The following is a 22,244-nucleotide window of genomic DNA, read 5'->3' as shown; positions in this document are numbered from 1 at the left end:
GCGTGGCATTCGATGCGGGTCAACGCGCCAGTATCAGGCTGACGTTGCTGCCGCCGAACGCGAACGAATTGCTCATCACGTACCGCGTGCCGCCACTGCGCGAAACATGCCGCTCGTCCTGCACGAGATCGAGCACGGGCAGCGCCGGGTCCGCTTCGCCGTCCCATTGATGACGCGGCATTGCCACGCCGTCGCGCGCGAGCGTGAGCCACGCGAAGCCCAGTTCCGTCGCGCCCGCCGCGCCGAGCTGGTGCCCGGTGAACGGCTTCGTGCCGCTCGCGGGCACGCCGTTCGCGAACACGCGCGCCATCAGATGCGCTTCCATATCGTCGTTCTTGCGCGTGGCCGTTGCGTGCAGATTCACATACGCAATCGCCGACGCATCGATGCCCGCGTCCTTCAGCGCGTCGCGCAACGCGAGCTCGCCGCCGACGCCGCGCGGGTCCGGCGCTGACACATGATGCGCGTCGCTCGATTCGCCCGCGCCCGCGAGGCGCACTTCGCCTTCGTCGCGCGTCATCAGAAACACGGCCGCGCCTTCGCCGACGTTGATGCCGTTGCGATTGCGGCTCATCGGATTGGTGCGCGTGATGCTCGTCGATTCGAGTGACGCGAAGCCCTGCACCGTCAGTTCGCACAGCGTATCGACGCCGCCGACGATCATCGCGTCGCACAGGCCCAGTTGCAACAAACGGCGAGCCGACACGAACGCTTTTGCGCTCGACGTGCACGCCGTCGAAATCGTGAACGCGGGGCCCTGCACGTCGAGCGCGGCGGCCGCGAACGGCGCGGCCGTGCCGATCTCCATCTGCCGGTAGTTGAAGTTATCGGGCAGTTGGCCCGCTTGCGCCTGATGAACGAACGCGACTTCCGCTGCATCGATGCCCGATGTGCTCGTGCCGAGCACGACGCCGATGCGATGCGAGCCGTAGCGCTCTCGTGCGGCTTCGATCGACGGGCGAATCTGTGCGATCGCCGCGAGCAGCATGCGGTTGTTGCGGCAGTCGAAGCGCTTCAACGGTTCGGGCGGCGCGATGTCGAGCGGCGTCGACACGCGGCCGACGAATGCATCGCCGATCCCGGTGTGCATCAGCCCCATGCCCGGCGATTGCGCGGCCGCGAGCGCGGGCACGATCGAATCGACGTCGCCGCCGAGCGCATTGACCATGCCGAGCGCGTGCAGATAAACAGATGGCAGCGTCATGCGGCTCTCCTCGTTGCGGTTCTTTCGTGATGCGGCATCCCGATCGGCGCAAGCAGCACCGACACGAGGATGCCGAGCGCCAGCGTGGCCCCGAAACTCTTCAATGCGGGCATCTCGCTCATGCCGAGCATGCCGAACGACAGCAGCGTCGTCGCCGCCGACAGCAGCACGCCCGTCCACACGGCGCCGAGATCGGCGTCGTCGCGCAGGCAGCCTTCGCGCAGAAACACCGCATAGTTTGCGCCGACGCCGAGCACCAGCATCAGCGCGAGACAGTTGAACAGATTGAGCGGCACGCGCGCGTAGCCGAACGCGGCCAGCGTCACGCCGATCGCGAGCAACACGGGCAGCGTGGTCGCGATGCCGCCGCGCGGCGTGTAGCGCGCCATCAGCAGCACCAGCACGAGCAGCAGCGCGAGCGCGAGCCAGATGCCGCTGTCGACGCGATACGCGCCGAAGAGCTTCGACACGCTCGCGGCCTTGTCGACGAATACGACGCCTTCGACGGAATGCGCGGTGTTCGTCAACGTTCGAACGTTGTCAGGCGTCACACGCTGCGGAATCACGATGGCCGCATAGCCGCGTTGACCGCGAGCGTCCACCGCGCCCAGCCACAGATGACGATACGGTTGCGACCATTGCGCGGAGAGCCACTGTTCGACCGTCAGCGGCGCGGCGTTCGACTTCGCGTAAGAAGCGAGCCACGCGTCGGCGACTTCATCGCGAAAGCCCGCTTGCAGCAGCATCGAACGCAGCGCGGCGGGATCGGCGAACACGTGCTGCGCGAGCACGGCGCGTGCGTCGGCCTGGCGTTGCGCCGACGGCACGAACTGCGTGACCGACTGCCAGCCGTCCACCGATTGCGCGTCGCTCAATGCATCGAGCTTCGCGCCGAGCGCTTCCGCGCGCTGCAACACGGCTTCCTGCGAAGGACCACGCACGACGAAGAACTGCGCCGTGTTGTCGACGCCGATCGCATTGCGCACCTGATCTTCCTGCGCCACCAGCGACACATCGCGCTGGATCAGCAGATGGATGTCGTCGTCGCTCGTCAGTCGCAGCCAGCCTGGAATCGCGGCGAGCACGAGCACGCCCGCGACGATCCACGCGCGCCGCCCGCCGATCACCGCATGCCAGCGCGCGAGCAGCGCGGCGGCACGCACGAAGAGACGCCGTTGCGCGCGCTTCGGCCCTTTGACGAGCAGCACGGGCAGCAGCCACAGCACGGACGCGAACGCCGTGCAGATGCCGGCGATCGCGAAGCACGCAATCTGCTTGAGCGCCGGGAACGGCACCCACGCGAGGATCGCGTAGCCGAGCAGACTCGTCGCGAGCGCAACGCTCAACGCGGGCCGCACCGAACGCGCGCCTTGCCGCGCATTCCAGCCTTGCTGCGCGCCGAGATAGACGACGAAGTACTGAATCGAATAATCGACGGCCTCGCCGATCAGGCTCGCACCGAACACGAGCGTCAGCAGATGCAGCTTGCCGAACACGAGCATCGTCGCAGCGAGCGCGCACACGATGCCGAGCGCCGTCGACACGAAGCCGAGCAGCAGCAGACGCGGCGAGCGGAACACCCACAGCATCAGCAACGCAATGCCGCACGCGGACGCGACGCCGATCAGATGCACTTCGCGCTCCGACGCGCTGCGCGCCGCTTCCGCGTAGAACACCGCGCCTGTGCGCGCGACACTCGCATCGCGATAGCTCGCCTTCAACGATGCCTCGGTCCGCGCGACGGCCGACAGCACCGCTCTTTGAGTCTGCGTTTCGTATGCGGAGCCCGGCAGCGTCGTGACGACGAGCACGCTCGTCCTGTCGCCGCGATGCGCGACGAGCATGTTGTCTTCGAGATCGAGATTCGATGTCGCGAGCGGCAAGCCTGAAAGCCAGTGTTCGAGCCAGCCGAACGGATCGTCGGCGAGCTGCGTCGCGAGCGGGCCGCGCACCGGGTTGTAGATGCGCTGCATCAGCGCATCGTGCAGCGGCATCGCGTTGCTTGCGAGCGCATCACGATCGTCGCGCGTCAGCAGGCCGAAGCGATAGGGCATGTACAGCGCACCGATCTTTGACATGTCGAACGGCGGCAACTCCGCCGTCACCGAGCCGAACGCGCCGCTCTTTTGCAGCGCTGCGCCGAACTGCTTCGCGGCCGCTTTCGCGTGATCGGCGTCCTGGCTCGTGACGAGAAACACGGTGCGGTCGCCGAGCGCGTTGGCGAGCGTATCGACGGCTTTTTCGGCGACAGGGTCGGCTTCCGTTGCGGGCAGCAGCGCGAGCAGGTTCGTCTCCAGCGGCGACGGCCCCATGAAGCGATGGACACAGTAAAGCGAAGCGGCGAGCGCGAGCACGAGCCATGCGGCCCGGATGCCCCACAGTTGCGTCTTCGTCCACTGTCGCGCCAGCAGCATCATTGCGCTCCGAGCAGCGTCCGTTCGCCGGGCGCCAGTTCGCTGACGGCTTCGCTCTTCGCGAACTCGATCTGCGTGACGTCGCCGTTCGCGAGCGCGATGCGCAGCGTCTGCAGGAATTCACCACCCGTCATCTGCAAGCCCTTGATCGATTGCGCGAGCTGCGGCTGGTTCGGCTTCAGTTCGAGCTTCCATTGCGACGCCGTGCCTTGCGCATCGACGTCGAACTGCGAGTACAGCGCGGACAGATCGCCGCCGAGCATCGCGCGCATCATCTTCGACACCTGCGCGACGCCACGCACGCCTTGCGCGCTCTTCGTGTTGATGCGCTTGCCGTTCGCATCGACTTCGCTCACGCCCGCGTCGCCGATCACATAGGTCGCCTTGTACGGCGTGTCGATGCGCCAGATCACGCCGCGCTCGCGAAAGAACACGAGCGAGCCCGTACTGACGAGCGGCTGCTTCATCGCGGCGAGCGTCTGCGTCTGCGTGAACTGCGCGCGCACGCCCTTCGTTTGCGCGAGACGCGCGGCGACCTGCGAGACGAGCGCTGCGTTGGCGTTTTGCGCTTGAGGCTGCGTCTGAGCTGCAGCATGCGCGGTCGTCAGCGTGCTCAAGCTCGCGGCAAGCAATGCAGCCGTCAGCGCGGCGCGAAACGTCAACGTGCCCATGCGCGCTCCAGCTTCTCGAACACGACGGACGGCGAGACGAACTGCAATTCCTGCGTGGCGGCATCGACGGCCACCTGGATCGTGTAGCCCTTCGTCAGCCGCGCGCCCGTCGCGCAATCGACGATTTCATAGCCTATTTTCAGGCGATTTTCGAATTCGAGAAGTTCCGTACGCACGTCGAGGCGCTGGCCGTACGTCGCGGGCCGCACGTACTTCAGATGCGCCTCGACGATCGGCCACAGATAACCCGACGCCTGCATCTCGCGGTAGTCATAGTCGAACGCGCGCAACAGCGCGGCGCGGCCGATCTCGAAGTACTTCAGATAATGGCCATGCCAGCAGACGTTCATCGCATCGACATCATGAAACGGCACTTCGACGAGTGCGCTTGCAGTCAGTGTCTTGCCTTGAAGACGCTCGTTCATCACGCGCCTCCCGCGACTTCGACCAGCGCGCAATCGGCGATGCGCGCCATTAGTGCGCGCAGATCGCTTTCGAGCGCACGGTCTTCGTCGACGAACGGCGACAGCGCTGCGACCTGTGCAGCGAACGCGCGCAGCGGCGCGGGCACGGGCGTCGCGCCGTCGATGCGCATGCGCAATTCGAGTGCCTGCACCGTCGCGAGCGTGTGGGCGGCGGCGACCTGCTCCGTCAGTTCGAGCACGCGCAGGCAGTCGCGCGCGGCGATCGTGCCCATGCTGACCTTGTCCTGGTTGTGCGCTTCCGTCGAACGCGAGAACACGCTCGCGGGCATCGTGTGCTTGAGCGCTTCCGCCGTCCACGCCGACGACGAGATCTGCACCGCCTTGAAGCCGTGATTGATCGGCGCGCGCGCCGACGTGGCGCCCGACAGGTTGCGCGGCAAGCCGTTGTTGAACTTGTCGTCGACGAGCAGCGCCAGTTGCCGGTCCATCAGATCGGCGAGATTCGCGACGGCTGTTTTCAGTGCGTCCATTGCGAACGCGATATGGCCGCCGTAGAAGTTGCCGCCATGCAGCACCCGCTCGCCATCGGGATCGATCAGCGGATTGTCGTTGGCGCTATTGAGTTCGTTCTCGACGTCGCGCCGAACCCACGACAGCGCATCGACGGCGACGCCGATCACATGCGGCGCGCAGCGGATCGAATAGCGGTCCTGCAAGCGATGGCCCGGCGTATCGTCGCGGCCCGCGAGATCCGCGCGTATCCATGCGGCCGCATCGGCTTGGCCCGCGTGCGGCTTCGCTTCGAAGATCAGCGCGTCGAAGTGCGCGGCGCGGCCGTCGAGCGCGACCGTCGCGAGAGCCGTCAGGCGCGCGGCAAGACGCGCAAGATGCCCGGCGCGCGCGAATGCGAGGCACGCGAGCCCCGTCATCACGGCCGTGCCGTTCATCAGCGCGAGACCTTCTTTCGGCGCGAGCGTCAGCGGCACGTGACCGAGTTGCGCCCATATGCCCGCGGCATCGCGCAGCGTGCCGTCGAACATCACGTCGCGTTCGCCGACGAGCGCCGCCGCCACATACGAAAGCGGCGTGAGATCGCCGCTCGCGCCCACTGACCCTTCGGCCGGAATGCGCGGCAGCACGCGATGATTGATCAGATCGGCGAGCCGTTCGAGCAGCACGGGACGCACGCCGGAAAACCCATAAGCCAGCGAGTTCAGACGCGCGGCGATCACGGCGAGCGTCTGCGCGTCGTCGAGATACGCGCCCATGCCGCAACCGTGATAGCGCGTCAGTTGCAGCGGCAGCGCTTCGACGAGTTCCATCGGCACATCGACGATGCACGCATCGCCATAGCCCGTGTTCACGCCATAGACGGTCTCGCCCGCCGCGAGATGACGACGCAGAAAATCCGCGCCGCGCTCGATGCGCGAACGCCACGCGGGGTCTCCGCTCAACGCGACGCTCGCGCGCCCCTTCGCAATCGCGATGACCTCTTCGATCGACAGCCTGCGTCCGCCGATCACCACCGCGCGCGGCGTTGCTGCATGCGTGGCGTGAGCGTGTGCATCGTCGATCAGATCATGTTCTGACATTCGCGTCTCCGTGCGGGATGCCACCCGTTATCGCCTTTCGGGGACGCGCCCAGAAATCGAAGAAGTTGAACCATTGATAAGGCGCCTTGCGGCAATAGTGTTCGAGGCGCGATGCATAGCGCTGCGCCCATGCCGCGATGTGCTGTGCGCGTTCGCGGCGCGGCAGGTCGATGCGCTCGGCGAACGGCTCGAAATACATGCGATAGCGCTCGCGGTTTCGTTCATCGCGCTCTTTCAGGCAGAAGAACAGATACACCGGGCAGCCGAGCGCATGCGCGAGCACGTACGGCCCTTGCGCGAACGGCGCCGTCGCGCCGAGAAACTGCGCGTCGGTCGTGCGGCCCGATTCGCGCGCCGGCACGCGGTCGCCGACGATCACGAGCAGTTCGCCCGCATCGATGCGCTCCTGCATCATCATCGACGTCTCGGGCCCGAAGTCGCTCACCTGCACGAGACGCTTGGCGAACTCGCTGTTCGCAGTCGACAGCACGCTGTTGAAGCGCTTCGCGTGCTCGGTGTAGACGATGGCCGTGACCTTCGCATGCCCGCCGCTCGACGCGAGCGCGCGCGTCATTTCGAGGTTGCCCAGATGCGCGCCGATCACGAGCGCGCCGCGCCCGCTCGCGACGAGCGCTTCGAACGCGGACGCATCGTCGAAGATGACATCGTTCGAGCCGATGCGCCCCGACCACGCCGCGAGCTTGTCGAGTCCCGATTGCGCGAACGCGAGCATCTGCCGGTAGGCGGAACCCCAGCCGGGGCGCGGCGTGCGCTCGCCTTGCGTCGAATGGGCGAGATGCACGAAGTAGCTGCGCGATGCGTCGCGTGCGGCGCGGCCCGTCAGCAGAAAATACGCGACGATGGGATGCAGCCACAACGCGGTAAAGCGCATACCGAACAGCTTGCAGCTAAGCGCGAGCAATGTCATGCCGACGCGGCTGCCGCGTTCGGCGATGCGCCACCACTTCGCGTCGTCGCCGCTCACGACAGCGGCGGATTTGCGCGGCATGAACTTGTGCGCGAGCAACAGCGGCAAACGCAGCAGCATCCCGCACACGAGCCGCGTATGGCTCGCGCTGATGCGCACGTTGTCCCACAGCACGTCGAAATGCGAGACGCCGTCCGTCGCATACGTGACGCGGGTCGGAATCGCACGGAACGCGAGACGCCGCCAGTAGAGGCGCACGAGAATCTCGATGTCGAAGTCCATGCGCGTCGGCAGATCGACGCTGTCGATCAACGCGCACGCGGCATCGAGCGGATAGAGGCGAAAGCCGCACATGGAATCGCGGATTGCGAACGACAGCGTCTCGATCCACACCCACACGTGCGTCAGGTAGCGGCCATAGAGACGCGCCTTCGGTACGCTTTCGTCATAGACAGGGCGTCCGAGAATCACGGCACCCGGCTCGGCGCGCGCGGCAGCGATGAACAGCGGCACGTCGTTCGCGTCGTGCTGGCCGTCGGCGTCGATCTGCAATGCGTGCGTGTAGCCGGCGCGCTTCGCCGCGCGCAGTCCCGCCATGACGGCCGCGCCTTTGCCGCCGTTGACAGGCAGGCGCAGCAGCGTCATCTGATGGCGGTACTGGCACGCCAGCTTCGCGAGCACGGCTTGAGTCGCCTCGTCACTGCCATCGTCGACGACGAAAATGGGCAGGCCATGCACGATAAGACGCTCGACCGTGCCGACGATCGCATCCTTATGGTTGTAGATCGGAATGACGATGCACGCGGCGAAGACGACCTCGCTCATGCCCGCTCCCGATACACGATGACACCCGACGAGCAGTCGCGTCCGTCGAGCCGAAACGCAAACTGCACGCGCCGCCGCGCCGCATCGTGCGACAGCTTCAGATCGAGCATCGCGCCCGGCATCACGGGGGCCGTGAACTTCAGGCGATCGACGGATTCGATGTCGCGCACGCCCGTCACATGCTCGGCGGCAAGGCGGATCGCCCAGTCGAGCTGCACGACGCCGGGCAGAATCGGCAGGCCGGGAAAGTGGCCTTCGAAATGCACGAGCGTCGGCGGCACGCGCAGCGCGTAGTGCAGGTCGCCGCCGCTGCGCGCCTCCGACAATAGTTCGAAGCCTTCGGCGCGCGCGTCGAACGCGGCGGCCACAGCCGCGACGGGCAGCTTGCCGCGCGCATCGAACGGCAACGCGATGCGAAAGCGCCAGTGACGCGGCAGCACGACCACGTCGAAATACGCGGCGAGATGGCGGCGCAATGTCTTCGCGAGCGCGACGCGCCCTTCGCTGCGCAGCGCGTCGCTGCCCGAATCGCTGAGCGCGACGACGGCACCGACCCGTTCACGCGACGCGCCCGCAAGCGGCACCACGCAAGCCTGCGCGACATACGGATGCAGCGCGAGACGCGCTTCGACTTCGGGCAGCGACACGCGCTTGCCGTCGAGCTTGATCACGCGGTCGAGCCGCCCTTGCAGACGGAAGCGGCCGTCGTCGTCGAACGCGATGGCGTCGTCGGTGCGATGCCAGTCGGCGTGGCCGAGATGCGGCGAGCGCACGACGAGCGCGCCGTCTTCGCCACGCCGCACTTCGACGCCGTTGACGGGCTGCCACGCCGCCGTCTCGTTCTGCCGGCGCCACGCGATGCCGCCCGTTTCCGTGCTGCCGTAAATCTCGATCGGCGCGCTGCCGAATGCCGCTGTGTATTCGGCGGCGGCTTCAGCGGAGAGCGGCCCGCCCGACGAAAAAAATGCGCGCGGCACAGGCGTCAGCGCCGCGAAGCCCGGCAACGCGGGCCAGCGCGACAGTTGCGCCGGCGACGATACGACCACGGCCGGGCCGCATTGCTCGATGCGCGATTGCACATGCTGCGGCTCGTTACAGATCGCGCGATCGAATGCCCGCCCCGCCGCGAGCGGCCACATCACGCGAAACAGCAAACCGTAGATGTGATGATGCGGCACGCTCGCGAGCATCGTCGCATCGCCGACGAGGGCACCCCACTCGCGTTCGAGCGTGTGCACTTCGGCGTTGAATTGCGCGAGCGTCTTGTGGATCGGCTTCGGCGTGCCGCTGCTGCCCGACGTGTAAAGCGTGAGCGGCGCGTTCGGATCGATCGCCAACGATGCAACCGGCGCGGCTGCTTGCGTGTCGGCATTCGCGCGGATGTCGGCGTCCGTCAGCACGGCATCGTAGGCGTCGGCCAGATCGGCGAGATAGCCGGGCGTTGCGTTCGCGGGAATCACGGGCTCTTTGCCGCATGCGAAGAGCGCGAACAACGCGCACGCAAAGTCGAACGGATCGTCGATGCACAGCGCGTAGCGTTGCGCATGCGCTCCGCTCAATTGCGCGGCGATCGCGCCAACGCGCACGCGGAACGACGCGAAGTCGATCGTGGGGTTGGCCTCGCCGTCGCGACGCGTGTTGCGGCAGACGGGCACGCGAGCGTCGCGGCCGCACGACAGCAGATCGTGCAGCGCGATCATGCCGCCCCCGAACGCCGTGCGCGCGGCTGGATCATCAGATAGCGCCATGCGATTTCGCCCGCCAGCAGCACGCCGATCAGTCCATACGCAATCGCGCCGTTATACAGCGACCACGCTTCACGCGACCAGTACAGCGCGGTGTAGAGAGAGAACGCGCCGTTGAGCACGAAGAACACACACCAGATCTGCGTCACGCGGCGCGTGTAGCGGATCGCGGGCTCGCCGAGATCCGGCGTGCCGATGCGCGCGAATTTTTCGATCATCGTCGGGCCGCGCACGAGCGTCGCGCCGAACGCGATCAGCAGACCGAGATTCACCAGTGATGGATAGATGCGCAGCAGCAGTTCGCTGTTGGTCCACACGATGGCAGCCGATGCGATGCTCAGCATGAACGCGACGCTCCAGTCGACGCGCGTGAGCCTGCGCAGCGACGCGCCGAACGCGCCCGTGCCCGCGCAGCGCTGCAACCACAGCAGCGCGAACAGCAGACAGCCGACATAGCGCGGCGTGTCCCAGAACCACGCGCACAAAATGACGGCGGGATACGCGAGCTTCGCGACGATCGAGAGCGCGAGCCCTGCCCAGCCGCGCTGATTCACTGCGGACGCATGTGCGTCGTCATGCGGCCGTTGTGCGGAAGCTTTCATGTGCGCCTCGTCCGAAGCGTCGCACGCGTGCGAACGTTGCGCGTGCATCAGCCCTGCGCCGCGAGCAGCGACTCGACGGCGACGATCACGTCGCCGACCGTACGCACCGACTTGAACTCCTCCGGCTTGATCCGGCGGCCCGTCATCTCCTGCAACTTGATCGCGAGATCGACGGCATCGATGCTGTCCAGATCGAGCTCTTCGAACAGATGCGCGTCGGGCGTCACGCGTTCGGGCTCGATCGCAAAGTTCTCTTTGAAGATCGCGCGGATGCGCTCAAGAATCTCGGTGTCGGTCACGGTCATTCCCCTTTCTTTGTGGTTTCGCCCGACTCATGCGCCAGTTCGCGCTGGCTCGCCACCAGCGCTGCAAGCGTATTGATCGAGCGGAAGTGCTCTCGCGTGCGTTCGTCGTTCGCCGCGATCGTCAGTTGATAGTGTTTGCGCAGCACGATGCCGATCTCGAGCGCGTCGATCGAATCGAGGCCGACGCCGTCGGTATCGAAGAGCGGCGCATCGTCGTCGATGTCGGCGGGCGTCAGGTCTTCCAGATCGAGCGCTTCGATCAGAAGCTGTTTGATTTCAAGCTTTAAAGAATCCATAGTCGAACAGGTGCCGGGTGATGTGTGCTTCGATTGCGCTCGTCACCGCGCGCGCGGCGAGCGCGGGCGGTTCGTCGTGCGCCGCCAGCCCGTCCGCGCCCACGGGTTCGAGCACGTTGACGCGCATGCGGAACGCGCGCTCGGGCACGTTGTACCAGCGCATGCCCTTCGTGAATGCCGGCGGATCGCAGTCCATCAGAACGGGCAGGATCGGCGCGCCGGACTTGAGCGCCATGTGCGCGAAACCGCGCGAAAAAGCATGCATCCGGTTGCGCGCCGGGCTGCGCGTGCCTTCCGGGAAGATGATCATCGTGTAGCCGCGCGCCAGTTGACACGCGCCTGCGTCGACGAGCTCGACGGGATCGGCATTGCTCACGTACTCGGCCGCGCGCACGACGCCCCAGAAAAACGGATTGCCCCAGTGCGCGCTCTTCACGACGCAGCACGCATGCGGCGTCAGCGACAGCAGCACCATCACGTCGAGCCACGTCGGATGATTGGCGACGACGATCGCAGGCCCCTCGCCGTCGCGACGCAGCGCTTCGACGCCGTGCGCATCGAGCTCCATCACGCCCGCCCGCCGCAGCACGGCGACGAGCGCGCGGAAGAACGCATGGATGATCGCGGTGACGGCACGCTGCCTCGACGCGCGATGCGGCCACATCCACGCGACCGGAAACAGGATCAGCGAAAAGCCGAGTCCGCAGACGCCGAACGCCGTGAATGCAAGCGCCGTCGCGACGAGGCGCCAGTGATAGTCAAGCCACGCCTTCATGCCAACTCCATGCCCAGGCGGCGTGCTCGCCGCGCCACTGCGCGGCCGTGCGCGTGTCGAGGCAGTGATGCACGGCCTGGCTCTGCGTCGCAAAGACGGTGCCCGAGGCGCACGCATCGTGTGGCGTGTCCGTCGCAACGGCAGCCGTACGTGCGCAGGTCAGCCGCCCGGTTGCTGCGGAATCGTCGAGCAGGATCGCGAGCGCGCCGCCGTGCACTTCCTCTTCGATCGTGCCGTACGCGGGATCGGCGGGCTCGTCGGCGTAGACGAGCAGCACGGACGTCGACTTGTCGCTCGCGTATTGGGCATGCGCTTCGAGCAGCGCATAGCCGAGCGTCTCCGCGCCCGCGGACAGCGCGCTTGCCGCCGTGCGGTCGCCGCGCGAGATGCCGAACACGCCCGTCATCGCGTTGAGCACGGAAAGACTGAAGGAAGTTGGCGAGACGGGCTCGCCCGCGCTGATGCTGCGCAGGATATCGGTCGTGCGGCGCAGTTCGCCGTGGCGCGAGGCGAAAACGATCCGCACATTGGGGTGGTCGGCGGCGCAATCGTGCGCGACCTTCAGCGCGACCCGCGACAGCGTACTCAGACGACGCCGCACCATCGGCTCGATGAAGCCAATGTCGGGGGAGACGGCTGCGACGGCAGGCCACGAAGACCAGCGAGCAACCGGAATTGTCCAGTGCAGATCGGGCATATCGGTGTTCGCGCGTGAAGGCTGCTGGCGCCGTGGGCGCGCCTGCCGTCGACAGCACGTGAGGGGCGCGACACCGAGGCGATTCCAGAATTGTTTTAAGGAATCACCGAAATAACGGCACGCAGCGATGATTATTTAGGGCGGAATGCCAAAACCGGGCTTTCGTCTGGTCATTACCTCCGCCGCCCGAAATGATACAGAGCATTCTGGCCGAAATCAGCCAGAAAAGACGTATCCATCTGTATCCGTCTCTTGCACGCGACGAAAGCGTTTTCCTGCATTTCCTGTCAGGCAGCAGCCTGTTCCAAGGGGTTTTCGCCGCGCCCGGCCAAACGCAGGGACGGAACAGTACCACGCGTTTTGTTACTTCCCCATTCCAGTGGGGCGCATACGACGATTCCGTTAAAAATCGACATTCCCGCTCCGCGCCGCAACGACTTGCTGTAGGCGAGCGACGAGGCGCCACACGTTGCGCAAGGCACGGCTCTGCCGTATAGGCCCTCGTGCTATACTCCGTCGCTCATTGGGGAGTAGCCGCCCCGTTTCATGCCCGCGCAACGGTTCGGTCAGACCGAACAGCGAGCGCAGCGCGCATGAATCGCGGGGGCGTCTGTCAACAGACTTGGCCATATCGGCCATGGCAGACGCAGCCTCTGGCCTGGCGAGACCGATGATCCACCGCCGCCGCTCCAGGGCCCGGCGCGTTGTGGATCGTCGCTCGCACACATCTCGGCCCGGGGAATCTATCAAAACGTGGAACAAGCTTTTCTGATCTCGACCGGCGCCGTCGCGCTCGCTGAAATCGGCGACAAGACGCAACTGCTCTCGCTGGTCCTCGCCGCGCGCTATCGCAAACCGCTCCCTATCATTCTCGGCGTGCTTGCCGCGACGCTCATCAATCACGCGGGCGCCGGCGCGCTCGGCGCGTGGCTCGGCTCGCTCGTCACGCCGACCGTGATGCGCTGGGCGCTGGCCGCCTCGTTCATCGGCATGGGCCTGTGGATTCTCGTGCCCGACAAGCTGGAGGACGAGGAAGCGAACACCAGCCGCACGCACTTCGGCGTTTTCGGCGCGACCGTAGTCACATTCTTTCTCGCCGAAATGGGTGACAAGACGCAGATCGCGACCGTCGCGCTCGCGGCGCGCTTCCATGAATTCTTCGGCGTCGTCGCGGGCACGACGCTCGGCATGATGATCGCGAACGTGCCGGCGATCCTGCTCGGCGACCGCTTCGCCCACAAGCTGCCGACGAAGCTCGTGCACGGCATCGCGGCGATCATGTTCGTCGTGCTGGGCGCAATGGCGCTGATGGGTATCGGCGTTTGACGATGCGGGTCGCATTGAGTGCGCGGCGTCTGTGAACAAAAAAGCCGCATCGCTGACACGATGCGGCTTTTCTTCGCGCGCAAACGCATGACGGGCTTCGTCACCTACTCGACCGTCTTCGCGCCGGACGCCGGGACGGGCGCCGCCGCGCCGCCCGCCGCGACCTCATTCGACGCGCCGTCTTTCCCGTTCAGCGGAATCTTCACCGTCCGCACCGCGCCGTTGCTCAACGGGAAATCGGACATCGCGCTGCGCGCGAGAAAAGGCATCGCGGCGAACAATGACGACTGCTCGTCCGTGTTGCGCGCCGTCACGTTATAGACCTCCTTGCCCGACGCGCGCTCCGTGATGCGAATGCCCAGCAGGTGCGTGTATACGGGATAGCTCTGGTTCACGTACGTCGGCGGAAACGGACCCCACGGACCCCACGGATCGAACGGCCGCCCCCAGTAGTACGGCCCCGGCCACGGGTTGTAATAGTAGACGGGCTGCGCGACCGTCACGGTATCGGAGCGCATGCCCCAGGCGAGCGCCACCAGATAGCGCGCGTCGCGCGCATCGGCTTGCCGGAACGCATGCAACGCGAGTTCGTTCGCGACGACCTGTTCGTACGTGGCCTGTTCGAGATTGTTCTTCTGCTCCGGCGCGCGCGTGAATGCGTAAGTGCGCGTCGCGTCGCTGCCGTTCCAGTCGGAAAAGGCCGTCACCTGCGTCGTGACGTAGGTCGTGCAGCCCGCCAGCAGCGTAGCGAGCGCCGCCAGCACGAGTGCCGCATGGCGGGTCAATCGGTCGAGCTTCATGGTCTACCTCGTTGGTATCGTCGCCCGCGTCTGCCGCGCGAGCGGCCCGATAATACGCTGACTCATACGGCCGGTAAAAAGTTCTGTCCGCACGATCGGCCGAGGCTTTGTACAATGGTCCGACCCGCCCGGCCTGCGCACGACGCTCGCCGGCTTCGAGCTTTCTTCCGTCACGACACCATGGCCGATACCGAAACGCCTCAAGTGATCCGCCGCGCCGAATACGCGCCGCCCGCCTTTCTCATCGATACCGTTGCACTCGAATTCGATCTCGTGCCCGAACGCACCGTCGTCAGGAATACGATGCGCATCCGCCGCAATCCCGATGCCGTGCGCGCCACGCATCTCGAGCTGATCGGCGAGCAACTGGAGTTCGTCGAGGCGTTGCTCGACGGCAAGCCTTATGCAGGCGTGCATGCGCACGAACATGGCCTGACCGTCGACAACGTGCCCGATTCGTTCGAGCTGACGGTGACGGGCATCTGCAATCCCGCTGCGAACACGACGCTCTCGGGCCTCTACGTATCGAGCGGCAACTTCTTCACGCAGTGCGAAGCGGAAGGCTTCCGGCGCATCACCTGGTTCCTCGACCGCCCGGACGTGATGGCCACCTACACGGTGACGATGCGCGCCGACAAGGCCACGTACCCAGTGCTGCTGTCCAACGGCAATCTGCTCGAACAGGGCGATCTGCCAGACGGCCGCCACTTCGCGCGCTGGGAGGACCCGTTCAGGAAGCCGAGCTATCTGTTCGCGCTCGTCGCGGGCAAGCTCGTCGCGCTCGAAGAACGCGTGAAGACGAGTTCCGGCAAGGAAAAGCTGCTGCAGGTGTGGGTCGAGGCGCACGATCTCGACAAGACCCGTCACGCGATGGATTCGCTGATCCACTCGATCCGCTGGGACGAAGAGCGCTTCGGGCTCGAACTCGATCTGGACCGCTTCATGATCGTCGCCGTGAGCGACTTCAACATGGGCGCGATGGAAAACAAGGGCCTCAATATCTTCAACACGAAGTACGTGCTGGCGAATCCCGAAACCGCGACCGATACGGACTTTTCGAATATCGAAGCCGTCGTCGGTCACGAATACTTCCATAACTGGACGGGCAATCGCGTCACGTGCCGCGACTGGTTTCAGTTGAGTCTGAAAGAAGGGCTGACCGTATTCCGCGACCAGGAGTTTTCCGCGGATATGGCAAGCGGCGGCAGCTCCGGCCAGGATCAGGCAGCGCGCGCGACCAAGCGCATCGAGGACGTGCGCGTGCTGCGTCAGATGCAGTTCGCCGAAGATGCCGGCCCAATGGCTCATCCCGTCCGGCCGGAAAGCTACGTCGAGATCAACAACTTCTACACGATGACCGTCTATGAGAAAGGATCGGAAGTCGTGCGGATGTATCAGACGCTATTCGGACGCGAAGGCTTCCGGCGCGGCATGGATCTGTACTTCAAGCGCCACGATGGCCATGCGGTGACGTGCGACGACTTCCGTCACGCGATGGCCGACGCGAATGGCCGCGACCTCGCGCAGTTCGAGCGCTGGTACAGCCAGGCGGGTACGCCGCGCATCACGGTCGCAACGAACTACGACGCCGCGCAAAAGCGCTACACCGTGAAGCTCAGGCAAGGCTTCGGCGACGCGTCGCCGGCCGCGCGTGAAACGCAGAAAGGCCCGCTGCTGATTCCGTTCGCGATCGGCCTGATCGGCGCGGACGGCACGGACTTGCCGCTGCGCCTCGAAGGCGAAGCATCGGCTTCGCCGCGAACGACGCGCGTGCTCGAATTCACCGAGACCGAGCAGACCTTCACGTTCGTCGATGTCGCCGAAAAGCCGCTGCCGTCGCTGCTGCGCAATTTCTCGGCGCCCGTCGTCGTCGAATACGACTACACAGCCGATGAACTCGCGTTCCTGCTTGCGCATGACAGCGATCCGTTCAATCGCTGGGAGGCCGGCCAGCGCCTCGCGACGCGCGAGCTGCTGACGCTCGCCGAGCGCGCGGCAACGGGCAAGACACCGGAACTCGACGATACCGTCGTCGCCGCGTTCGCCCGCGTGCTGAACGACGAGACCTTGTCGCCGGCGTTCCGCGAACTCGCGCTGATGCTGCCGTCGGAGGCGTATCTCGCCGAGCAGATGGACGAGTCGAACCCGGCCGCCGTGCATAGCGCGCGGCAGTACGTGCGCAAGCGTCTCGCGTCGGCGCTCAAGGGCGACTGGCTCGCCATCTACGAACGGCATCGGACGCCGGGAGCGTATGAGCCCACGCCGAAAGCGGGCGGCCATCGCGCGCTGAAAAATCTGGCGCTCGCCTATCTCGCCGAACTCGACGATCCCGCCGATGCCGTGCGTCTCGCGAAGGCGCAGTACGACGCGGCGGACAACATGACGGATCGCGCGTCGGCGCTAGCGGCTTTGCTGACGGCCGCTGCATCGAACGGCGGCACGGCCGCCGCCGACGCACTCGACGACTTCTATCGCCGCTTCGAGAACGAGCCGCTCGTCATCGACAAATGGTTCGCGCTGCAAGCGATGCAGCGCGGCACGAAACAGCGCCCCGTGATCGACATCGTGCGCAAGCTGATGATGCACCCCGCATTCAACCTGAAGAACCCGAACCGCGCGCGCTCGCTGATCTTCAGCTTCTGCTCGGCGAACCCGGCGCAATTCCACGCGGAAGACGGCTCGGGCTACACGTTCTGGTCCGAACAGGTCATCGCGCTCGATGCGCTCAATCCGCAGGTCGCGGCCCGTCTCGCGCGTGCGCTGGAGCTGTGGCGGCGCTTCACGCCCGCGCTGCGCGAGCAGATGCGCGCGGCGCTGGAGAAGGTCGCGGCTCAGGCGAAGTCGCGCGACGTGCGCGAGATCGTCGAGAAAGCTTTGGCCTAGCTTTGGCCTGATTCTTTAGCCTGTCTTCAGGTATTCGCGGCAGTCAAAAGCCGGCACACGTGCCGGCTTTTTTTCGTCCGCTCACCTTGAATCGCCGATCTCGAACTGCATTGGCCCATTCGGCCAGGTGGTTTTGTATCCGGCACGGCGCACGCCTCGCTCAAATCGACCTTTCTTCGATTTTTCATTAACTTGCTTCAACATCAAGATGGCAATGAGCCGCCCGCGACGCGCATTCCGGCACGCCATCCTCGCGATAGCCGCGCTGTCGATCTGCCGCACATCCAACGGATCGAAAGCAGGCGGCTATGCGCCCTCAGATCCGGACAGTTCATAAAGTCACGGAACCCGCACATCGAAAGGTTAAAATCCAGGTATTCCCAAGCCTCTCCGGAGTACAGCAATGTCTTTGCAACGTCGTACCACTCTCACCAAGTATCTGATCGAGCAGCAGCGCGAAAACAACAACCTGCCCGCTGATCTGCGTCTGTTGATCGAAGTCGTCGCGCGCGCGTGCAAGGCCATCAGCTACCACGTCAGCAAGGGCGCGCTCGGCGAAGCGCTGGGCACAGCCGGCAGCGAGAACGTCCAGGGCGAAGTGCAGAAGAAGCTCGACATCCTGTCGAACGAAATCCTGCTCGACGCTAACGAATGGGGCGGCAACCTCGCCGGCATGGCGTCGGAAGAGATGGAACAGTTCTTCCCGATCCCCGCGAACTATCCGAGGGGCGAGTATCTGCTCGTGTTCGATCCGCTCGACGGCTCGTCGAACATCGACGTGAACGTGTCGATCGGCACGATCTTCTCGGTGCTGCGCTGCCCGGACAGCCAGCAGCCGACGGAGCAATCGTTCCTGCAGAAAGGCACGGAGCAGGTCGCGGCGGGTTATGCCGTGTATGGTCCGCAGAGCGTGCTCGTGCTGACGACGGGCAACGGCGTCAACTGCTTCACGCTCGATCGCGAACTGGGCTCGTGGGTGCTCACGCAAAGCGACATGCGCATCCCTGTCGAGACGCGCGAGTACGCGATCAACGCGTCGAACCAGCGCCACTGGTATGAGCCCGTCCAGCAGTACATCGGCGAATTGAACGCAGGCAAGGACGGCCCGCGCCAGGCCGACTTCAACATGCGCTGGATCGCATCGATGGTCGCCGACGTGCATCGCATCCTGAGCCGCGGCGGCATCTTCATGTATCCGGCCGACAAGCGCGATCCGTCGAAGCCCGGCAAGCTGCGCCTGATGTACGAAGCAAACCCGATGGCGTTCATCGTCGAGCAGGCGGGCGGCGCCGCGACCAATGGCGAAAAGCGCATTCTCGACATCCAGCCGAAGAGCCTCCATGAGCGCGTTGCGGTGTTCCTCGGCTCGAAGAACGAGGTGGATCGCGTGACGCGCTACCATCTGGAAAAGAAAAATTAAAGAAAGCACTTGCCAACTGGATAAACGGCACCCTATAATCTTGCTTCTTCGTTGCTGACGTCCAAAACGGAAGTAACAACGGCGCCGGAATAGCTCAGACGGTAGAGCAGCGCATTCGTAATGCGAAGGTCGGGGGTTCGATTCCTCTTTCCGGCACCAGCAGATTCAATCAAAAAGCCCAGTCCTCGCGACTGGGCTTTTTGCTTTTCTGCCGGATCGAATCAACAGCTCGAATCACCAGCTCCACCTCACGCCTACGTTCCCGCCCACGACACTCCGATGTGATCCGTTCACATTCATCGTGTACGCGACCCTCGCGAATGCGCTCGCGCGCCTGCTTGCCTTCGCAACCACGCCGATATCGAATTGCAGCGCAGTCGCCGCATCGCTGACGGAAAGCGCCGTCGGACCCAGCGTCGCGTAATCGGTGCCGCCGAAGTTGCGCCACAGGTTCACAGTCGCGAAGGGCTGGAACGCATTGCCTCCCTGCTCGACCTGTCCTTGCACGCGCGCACCGATCCGCCCGACAACGCTGTTCGCGGCATGAAACGACACACTCGATACGCCGTCGTTGAGATCGTCGATGCCAACGTGCTGCACGATCAACTGGATCTGCGGCTCGACGCTCAGGCTCGCGGTCAACGGAACCGGAAAGCCGCCTTCGATCGAAGCCCCGATTTCATAGCCGTTCGTCGATGCCGAAATGCCCTCGTTCGACGACGGCGATACCGACAATGAGCTGCCGACGATCACGGCATCCGTGTACCAGCCGCCCGGCCCGATATGCGTCCAGTACGCGCCCGCTCCCGTCGAGTTGATCGACAGATGCCCGGCCGCGAAATCGGGGAAGCCCAGCGCGAAACCATTGACGTCGCCCGTCGCGCGCACGAAAGAAAAGAACACGCCGTAGTGATTGCGATGGCCGTTGGGCGTGCCGTCCGCGTACAGGTCATGACCGGCCTGCACGCCGCCGATCGTGCCGCTGAACGCGGGCTCGACTGTGCCGCCGCTCGTCACTTCCGCATGCTCGCCCCATGCGCGCACCCACGCCGCGGACAGCCTGCCCGTCTCGTTCAACAGCATCTGCGCGCCTTGCCGTTCATGAAAAGTGCCCATCTGTTCGACGCCGAGCGCTCGCGCGACGACGGGAACGGCGGCATAGACAGGCGCTTCCATCCGATAGAGCGGAATCGGCGGCGAGCCGGGCGGCGGTGACGGCGGCAAGGGCGGCGTGCCGACGGCGGGCATTGGCGCCGGCTGCGGAGAAGGAGTCGGCGTAGGCGTAGGCGTAGGTGCTGGTGCTGATGTCGGCGCAGGCGCGGCAACACTCGACCGCAGATACCAGTTGTCCGCGGTACCCGCATCCACACCGCCCTTGAACAGATAGTAGACGTACGCGCCCGCCATCAGCGGCGACGCCAACGTGAATGCGCTTGCCGCCGTCGTTCCGCCGTTGATCGCCTGAACGAGGAGAATGCCATTCGCGTTCGTCGCGCCGCCGCCTCCGCCGACATTCGTCACGCCGATCGTCGTGCTTCCTGTCGCTGTGCCTTGGGAGATGACGAGCCTGTCTGCCGGCGAACCGTCGCTGCCTAGCAGGCTTTGCAACAGCAGCCGTCCCTTCATACCGACATAGTTACCGTTGATCACAAGCGTATCGCTTGTGCTCGATCCGCCGTTGGTCAGGTCGATCGTACCGGCATTGTTGACGGTGACGAGTTGTCCCGCTACCGCCGGAGAAATGGGCGGATCACCGAGCCCGCCAGCGAACAGCGTACTCGTCGAATCAATGTTCAGCGTGCCCGTGGCCGTGCCGCTGTCGCCGAGCGTGAGACCGCTCTTGTCGAGCGTCAGTTGACTCGCGTTCGTGAGATTCACAGTCTCCCAGTCGACGAATCTCGGCGACCCACCGAGCCGTGCGTTCGACAGCGTCAACGCGTCATTGCCCGGTCCGCCATCGAGCGAAGTGAGTGTCGCCAGGTTGCTGTCGGTGACTCCCTGCAGCGTAGCTGTATCGTTGCCCGCGCTGAGCGTCACGGCACCCGCGATCGTGCCGCCCGACCAGACGAACGTATCCGCGCCGCCGCCCGTCGTGATTCCCTGGCCGACCGCGCCACCACTGATCGTCGCGGCATTGTCGCCATCGCCGAGATCGACGGCGCCCGTCGTCGAGCCTGCCGTCATCGTGAATACGTCGTTGCCCGCATCGGTACCGACGGCCCGCAAGCCGCTGAGACTGCCGGCGTTGACGACGGTTATCGCGCCAGTGCCGTGCGACAGGATCGCGGCGCTCCCAGTGCTCGCAATGGACCCCGTGTTCGTGACAGTCGCCGCGCCGCCGAGCGTGATGCCGTCGCTTAGCGCCTCGATCGTGCCCGCGTTGATGAACGTGCCGCCGCCATTCGCGATGATGCCGTTCGCCTGTCGGCTGATCACGCTGGCGCCTGCCTCGTTGTTGAACGTCACGCTGCCGACGATGAACGCGCCGAGGCCGCCCCCGCCGCTCGCCGCGATCGAACCTCTGTTGGTGATGGCACCGGGCGCTGACTCCAGCGAAACAATACCGTGCGCGTTCTCGCCCGATACCGTGATCGTGCCGCCGTTCGTGATCGTGTTGTTGCCCGGCGAACCCACTGCGCCGCCGTTCGCGAAGATGCCGTGCGCGTTGGGGCCGCTCGTCGTGATCGCGCCGTTGTTGGTCAGCGTGTCGTCGTGCGTGAGCGCGGCCATGCCGTGCGAGCCGTCGCCTGTCGTCGATATCTGCCCGTTGTTGGTCAGCGTTCCGCCGCCCGGGCTCAGAAAGTCGTGCATGCCGACGGCGTTGTTGCCGCCCGTATGGATGACACCCGTCGTGTCGTTCAGCATCGTCACGGCGGCTGCGCTGTTGAACATGCCTTCCGATAGCGGGCTAATCGTCGAGATCATGCCGCGATTGACGAGCACGTTGCGCCCTGCACCCGCGCCTTGCGCGGAGATGCCATCGAAGTCGTTGGCCAGCACGTTCAGCGTGCCGAGATTCGTCACCGTGCTCGCGTCGCGCACGAGGACGGCATTGCCCGCGCTGACGTCGAGTTCGGCGCCAGCCTGCACGTTCACCGTTACGTTGACACTGCCGGGCAAAGTCACGACCGGCGTCGTCGAAGGGTTCGGAGACGCGGAGCTACACGTCGCGGTTTCGCCCGATGCTGGCGCCGTGTTGTCGCATGCGGCAAACGCGGCGTCATAGCGCAGCGCGCAGACGAAGCTGAGCGCTGAGGGAACCGCGCGCCACAACAGATGAAGCGGCAAACGCGTGCGGCACATGGATGATTGACGAGTTAGAAATTATCCTGCGCT

The 22,244-nt window shown here is 65.2% G+C and carries 17 protein-coding genes, 1 tRNA gene and 1 riboswitch; of the genes, 4 read left to right on the top strand and 14 right to left on the bottom strand.

The features are described from left to right. Window positions 1–19: 19 nt before the first annotated feature. From GCT13_RS19700 to GCT13_RS19645, 12 genes are read right to left on the bottom strand one after another with little or no spacing between them, the layout of a single operon-like run. Complete coding sequence (locus GCT13_RS19700; protein WP_152760725.1) at window positions 20–1,204, bottom strand: beta-ketoacyl-[acyl-carrier-protein] synthase family protein; 1,185 nt, start codon at window positions 1,202–1,204, stop codon at window positions 20–22. Then, window positions 1,201–3,618 carry an MMPL family transporter gene (locus tag GCT13_RS19695; RefSeq protein WP_152760844.1) on the bottom strand — a complete coding sequence of 806 codons (2,418 nt, stop codon included), beginning with the start codon at window positions 3,616–3,618 and terminating at the stop codon, window positions 1,201–1,203. The genes GCT13_RS19700 and GCT13_RS19695 overlap by 4 nt, the downstream gene beginning before the upstream one ends. After that, entirely contained in the window at window positions 3,618–4,289 is a 672-nt protein-coding gene (locus GCT13_RS19690) for an outer membrane lipoprotein carrier protein LolA (RefSeq protein WP_152760723.1), read from the bottom strand. Before GCT13_RS19690 ends, GCT13_RS19695 begins: the two co-directional genes overlap by 1 nt. Then, a complete protein-coding gene (locus GCT13_RS19685; protein WP_152760721.1) occupies window positions 4,277–4,714 on the bottom strand; it encodes an acyl-CoA thioesterase in 438 nt (145 codons plus the stop codon). The genes GCT13_RS19690 and GCT13_RS19685 overlap by 13 nt, the downstream gene beginning before the upstream one ends. Further along, window positions 4,714–6,306 carry an HAL/PAL/TAL family ammonia-lyase gene (locus GCT13_RS19680; protein ID WP_152760719.1) on the bottom strand — a complete coding sequence of 531 codons (1,593 nt, stop codon included), beginning with the start codon at window positions 6,304–6,306 and terminating at the stop codon, window positions 4,714–4,716. The genes GCT13_RS19685 and GCT13_RS19680 overlap by 1 nt, the downstream gene beginning before the upstream one ends. Then, window positions 6,293–8,059, bottom strand: coding sequence for a glycosyltransferase family 2 protein (locus GCT13_RS19675; protein ID WP_152760717.1), 1,767 nt, complete (start codon window positions 8,057–8,059; stop codon window positions 6,293–6,295). The genes GCT13_RS19680 and GCT13_RS19675 overlap by 14 nt, the downstream gene beginning before the upstream one ends. Continuing rightward, on the bottom strand, window positions 8,056–9,759 hold the full coding sequence (locus tag GCT13_RS19670) for an AMP-binding protein (protein ID WP_152760842.1): 1,704 nt from the start codon (window positions 9,757–9,759) through the stop codon (window positions 8,056–8,058). Before GCT13_RS19670 ends, GCT13_RS19675 begins: the two co-directional genes overlap by 4 nt. Continuing rightward, on the bottom strand, window positions 9,756–10,406 hold the full coding sequence (locus GCT13_RS19665) for a COG4648 family protein (RefSeq protein ID WP_407670821.1): 651 nt from the start codon (window positions 10,404–10,406) through the stop codon (window positions 9,756–9,758). The genes GCT13_RS19670 and GCT13_RS19665 overlap by 4 nt, the downstream gene beginning before the upstream one ends. A gap of 47 nt (window positions 10,407–10,453) precedes the next feature. After that, on the bottom strand, window positions 10,454–10,711 hold the full coding sequence (locus GCT13_RS19660) for an acyl carrier protein (protein ID WP_087738017.1): 258 nt from the start codon (window positions 10,709–10,711) through the stop codon (window positions 10,454–10,456). After that, the gene (locus GCT13_RS19655; RefSeq protein ID WP_090868006.1) at window positions 10,708–11,007 is read right to left on the bottom strand and encodes a phosphopantetheine-binding protein; all 300 of its coding nucleotides are present in this window, start codon (window positions 11,005–11,007) and stop codon (window positions 10,708–10,710) included. The genes GCT13_RS19660 and GCT13_RS19655 overlap by 4 nt, the downstream gene beginning before the upstream one ends. Then, complete coding sequence (locus tag GCT13_RS19650; protein WP_152760713.1) at window positions 10,988–11,782, bottom strand: lysophospholipid acyltransferase family protein; 795 nt, start codon at window positions 11,780–11,782, stop codon at window positions 10,988–10,990. Before GCT13_RS19650 ends, GCT13_RS19655 begins: the two co-directional genes overlap by 20 nt. After that, the gene (locus GCT13_RS19645) at window positions 11,766–12,479 is read right to left on the bottom strand and encodes a beta-ketoacyl synthase chain length factor (protein WP_152760711.1); all 714 of its coding nucleotides are present in this window, start codon (window positions 12,477–12,479) and stop codon (window positions 11,766–11,768) included. Before GCT13_RS19645 ends, GCT13_RS19650 begins: the two co-directional genes overlap by 17 nt. Before the next feature lie 513 nt (window positions 12,480–12,992). Further along, a riboswitch (yybP-ykoY riboswitch) is annotated at window positions 12,993–13,191 on the top strand. Between the two features lie 41 nt (window positions 13,192–13,232). Here GCT13_RS19645 and GCT13_RS19640 point away from each other — a divergent pair. Continuing rightward, window positions 13,233–13,805, top strand: a complete 573-nt coding sequence (locus tag GCT13_RS19640; protein WP_090867853.1) for a TMEM165/GDT1 family protein — start codon at window positions 13,233–13,235, stop codon at window positions 13,803–13,805. A 104-nt stretch (window positions 13,806–13,909) separates the two neighbouring features. On the opposite strand, the gene GCT13_RS19635 is transcribed toward GCT13_RS19640, so the two are convergent. Continuing rightward, window positions 13,910–14,605 (bottom strand): DUF4136 domain-containing protein, encoded by a 696-nt coding sequence (locus GCT13_RS19635; protein WP_152760709.1) that lies wholly within the window; start codon window positions 14,603–14,605, stop codon window positions 13,910–13,912. A gap of 180 nt (window positions 14,606–14,785) precedes the next feature. On the opposite strand from GCT13_RS19635, the gene pepN reads away from it, so the two are divergent. From pepN to GCT13_RS19620, 3 genes are all read left to right on the top strand, one after another. Continuing rightward, on the top strand, window positions 14,786–17,488 hold the full coding sequence (gene pepN, locus GCT13_RS19630; RefSeq protein ID WP_152760707.1) for an aminopeptidase N: 2,703 nt from the start codon (window positions 14,786–14,788) through the stop codon (window positions 17,486–17,488). A gap of 403 nt (window positions 17,489–17,891) precedes the next feature. Then, complete coding sequence (locus tag GCT13_RS19625; RefSeq protein ID WP_152760705.1) at window positions 17,892–18,908, top strand: class 1 fructose-bisphosphatase; 1,017 nt, start codon at window positions 17,892–17,894, stop codon at window positions 18,906–18,908. A gap of 83 nt (window positions 18,909–18,991) precedes the next feature. Next, window positions 18,992–19,067, top strand: a tRNA-Thr gene (locus GCT13_RS19620). A 75-nt stretch (window positions 19,068–19,142) separates the two neighbouring features. On the opposite strand, the gene GCT13_RS19615 is transcribed toward GCT13_RS19620, so the two are convergent. Further along, window positions 19,143–22,034 (bottom strand): autotransporter family protein, encoded by a 2,892-nt coding sequence (locus tag GCT13_RS19615; RefSeq protein ID WP_152760703.1) that lies wholly within the window; start codon window positions 22,032–22,034, stop codon window positions 19,143–19,145. Window positions 22,035–22,244: the final 210 nt, after the last annotated feature.

The sequence above is a fragment of the Paraburkholderia franconis genome (assembly GCF_009362735.1).
Lineage (GTDB): Bacteria > Pseudomonadota > Gammaproteobacteria > Burkholderiales > Burkholderiaceae > Paraburkholderia > Paraburkholderia franconis.
Note: the sequence above shows the minus strand (reverse complement) of the source record. Positions and strands in the feature narration are given on the sequence as shown.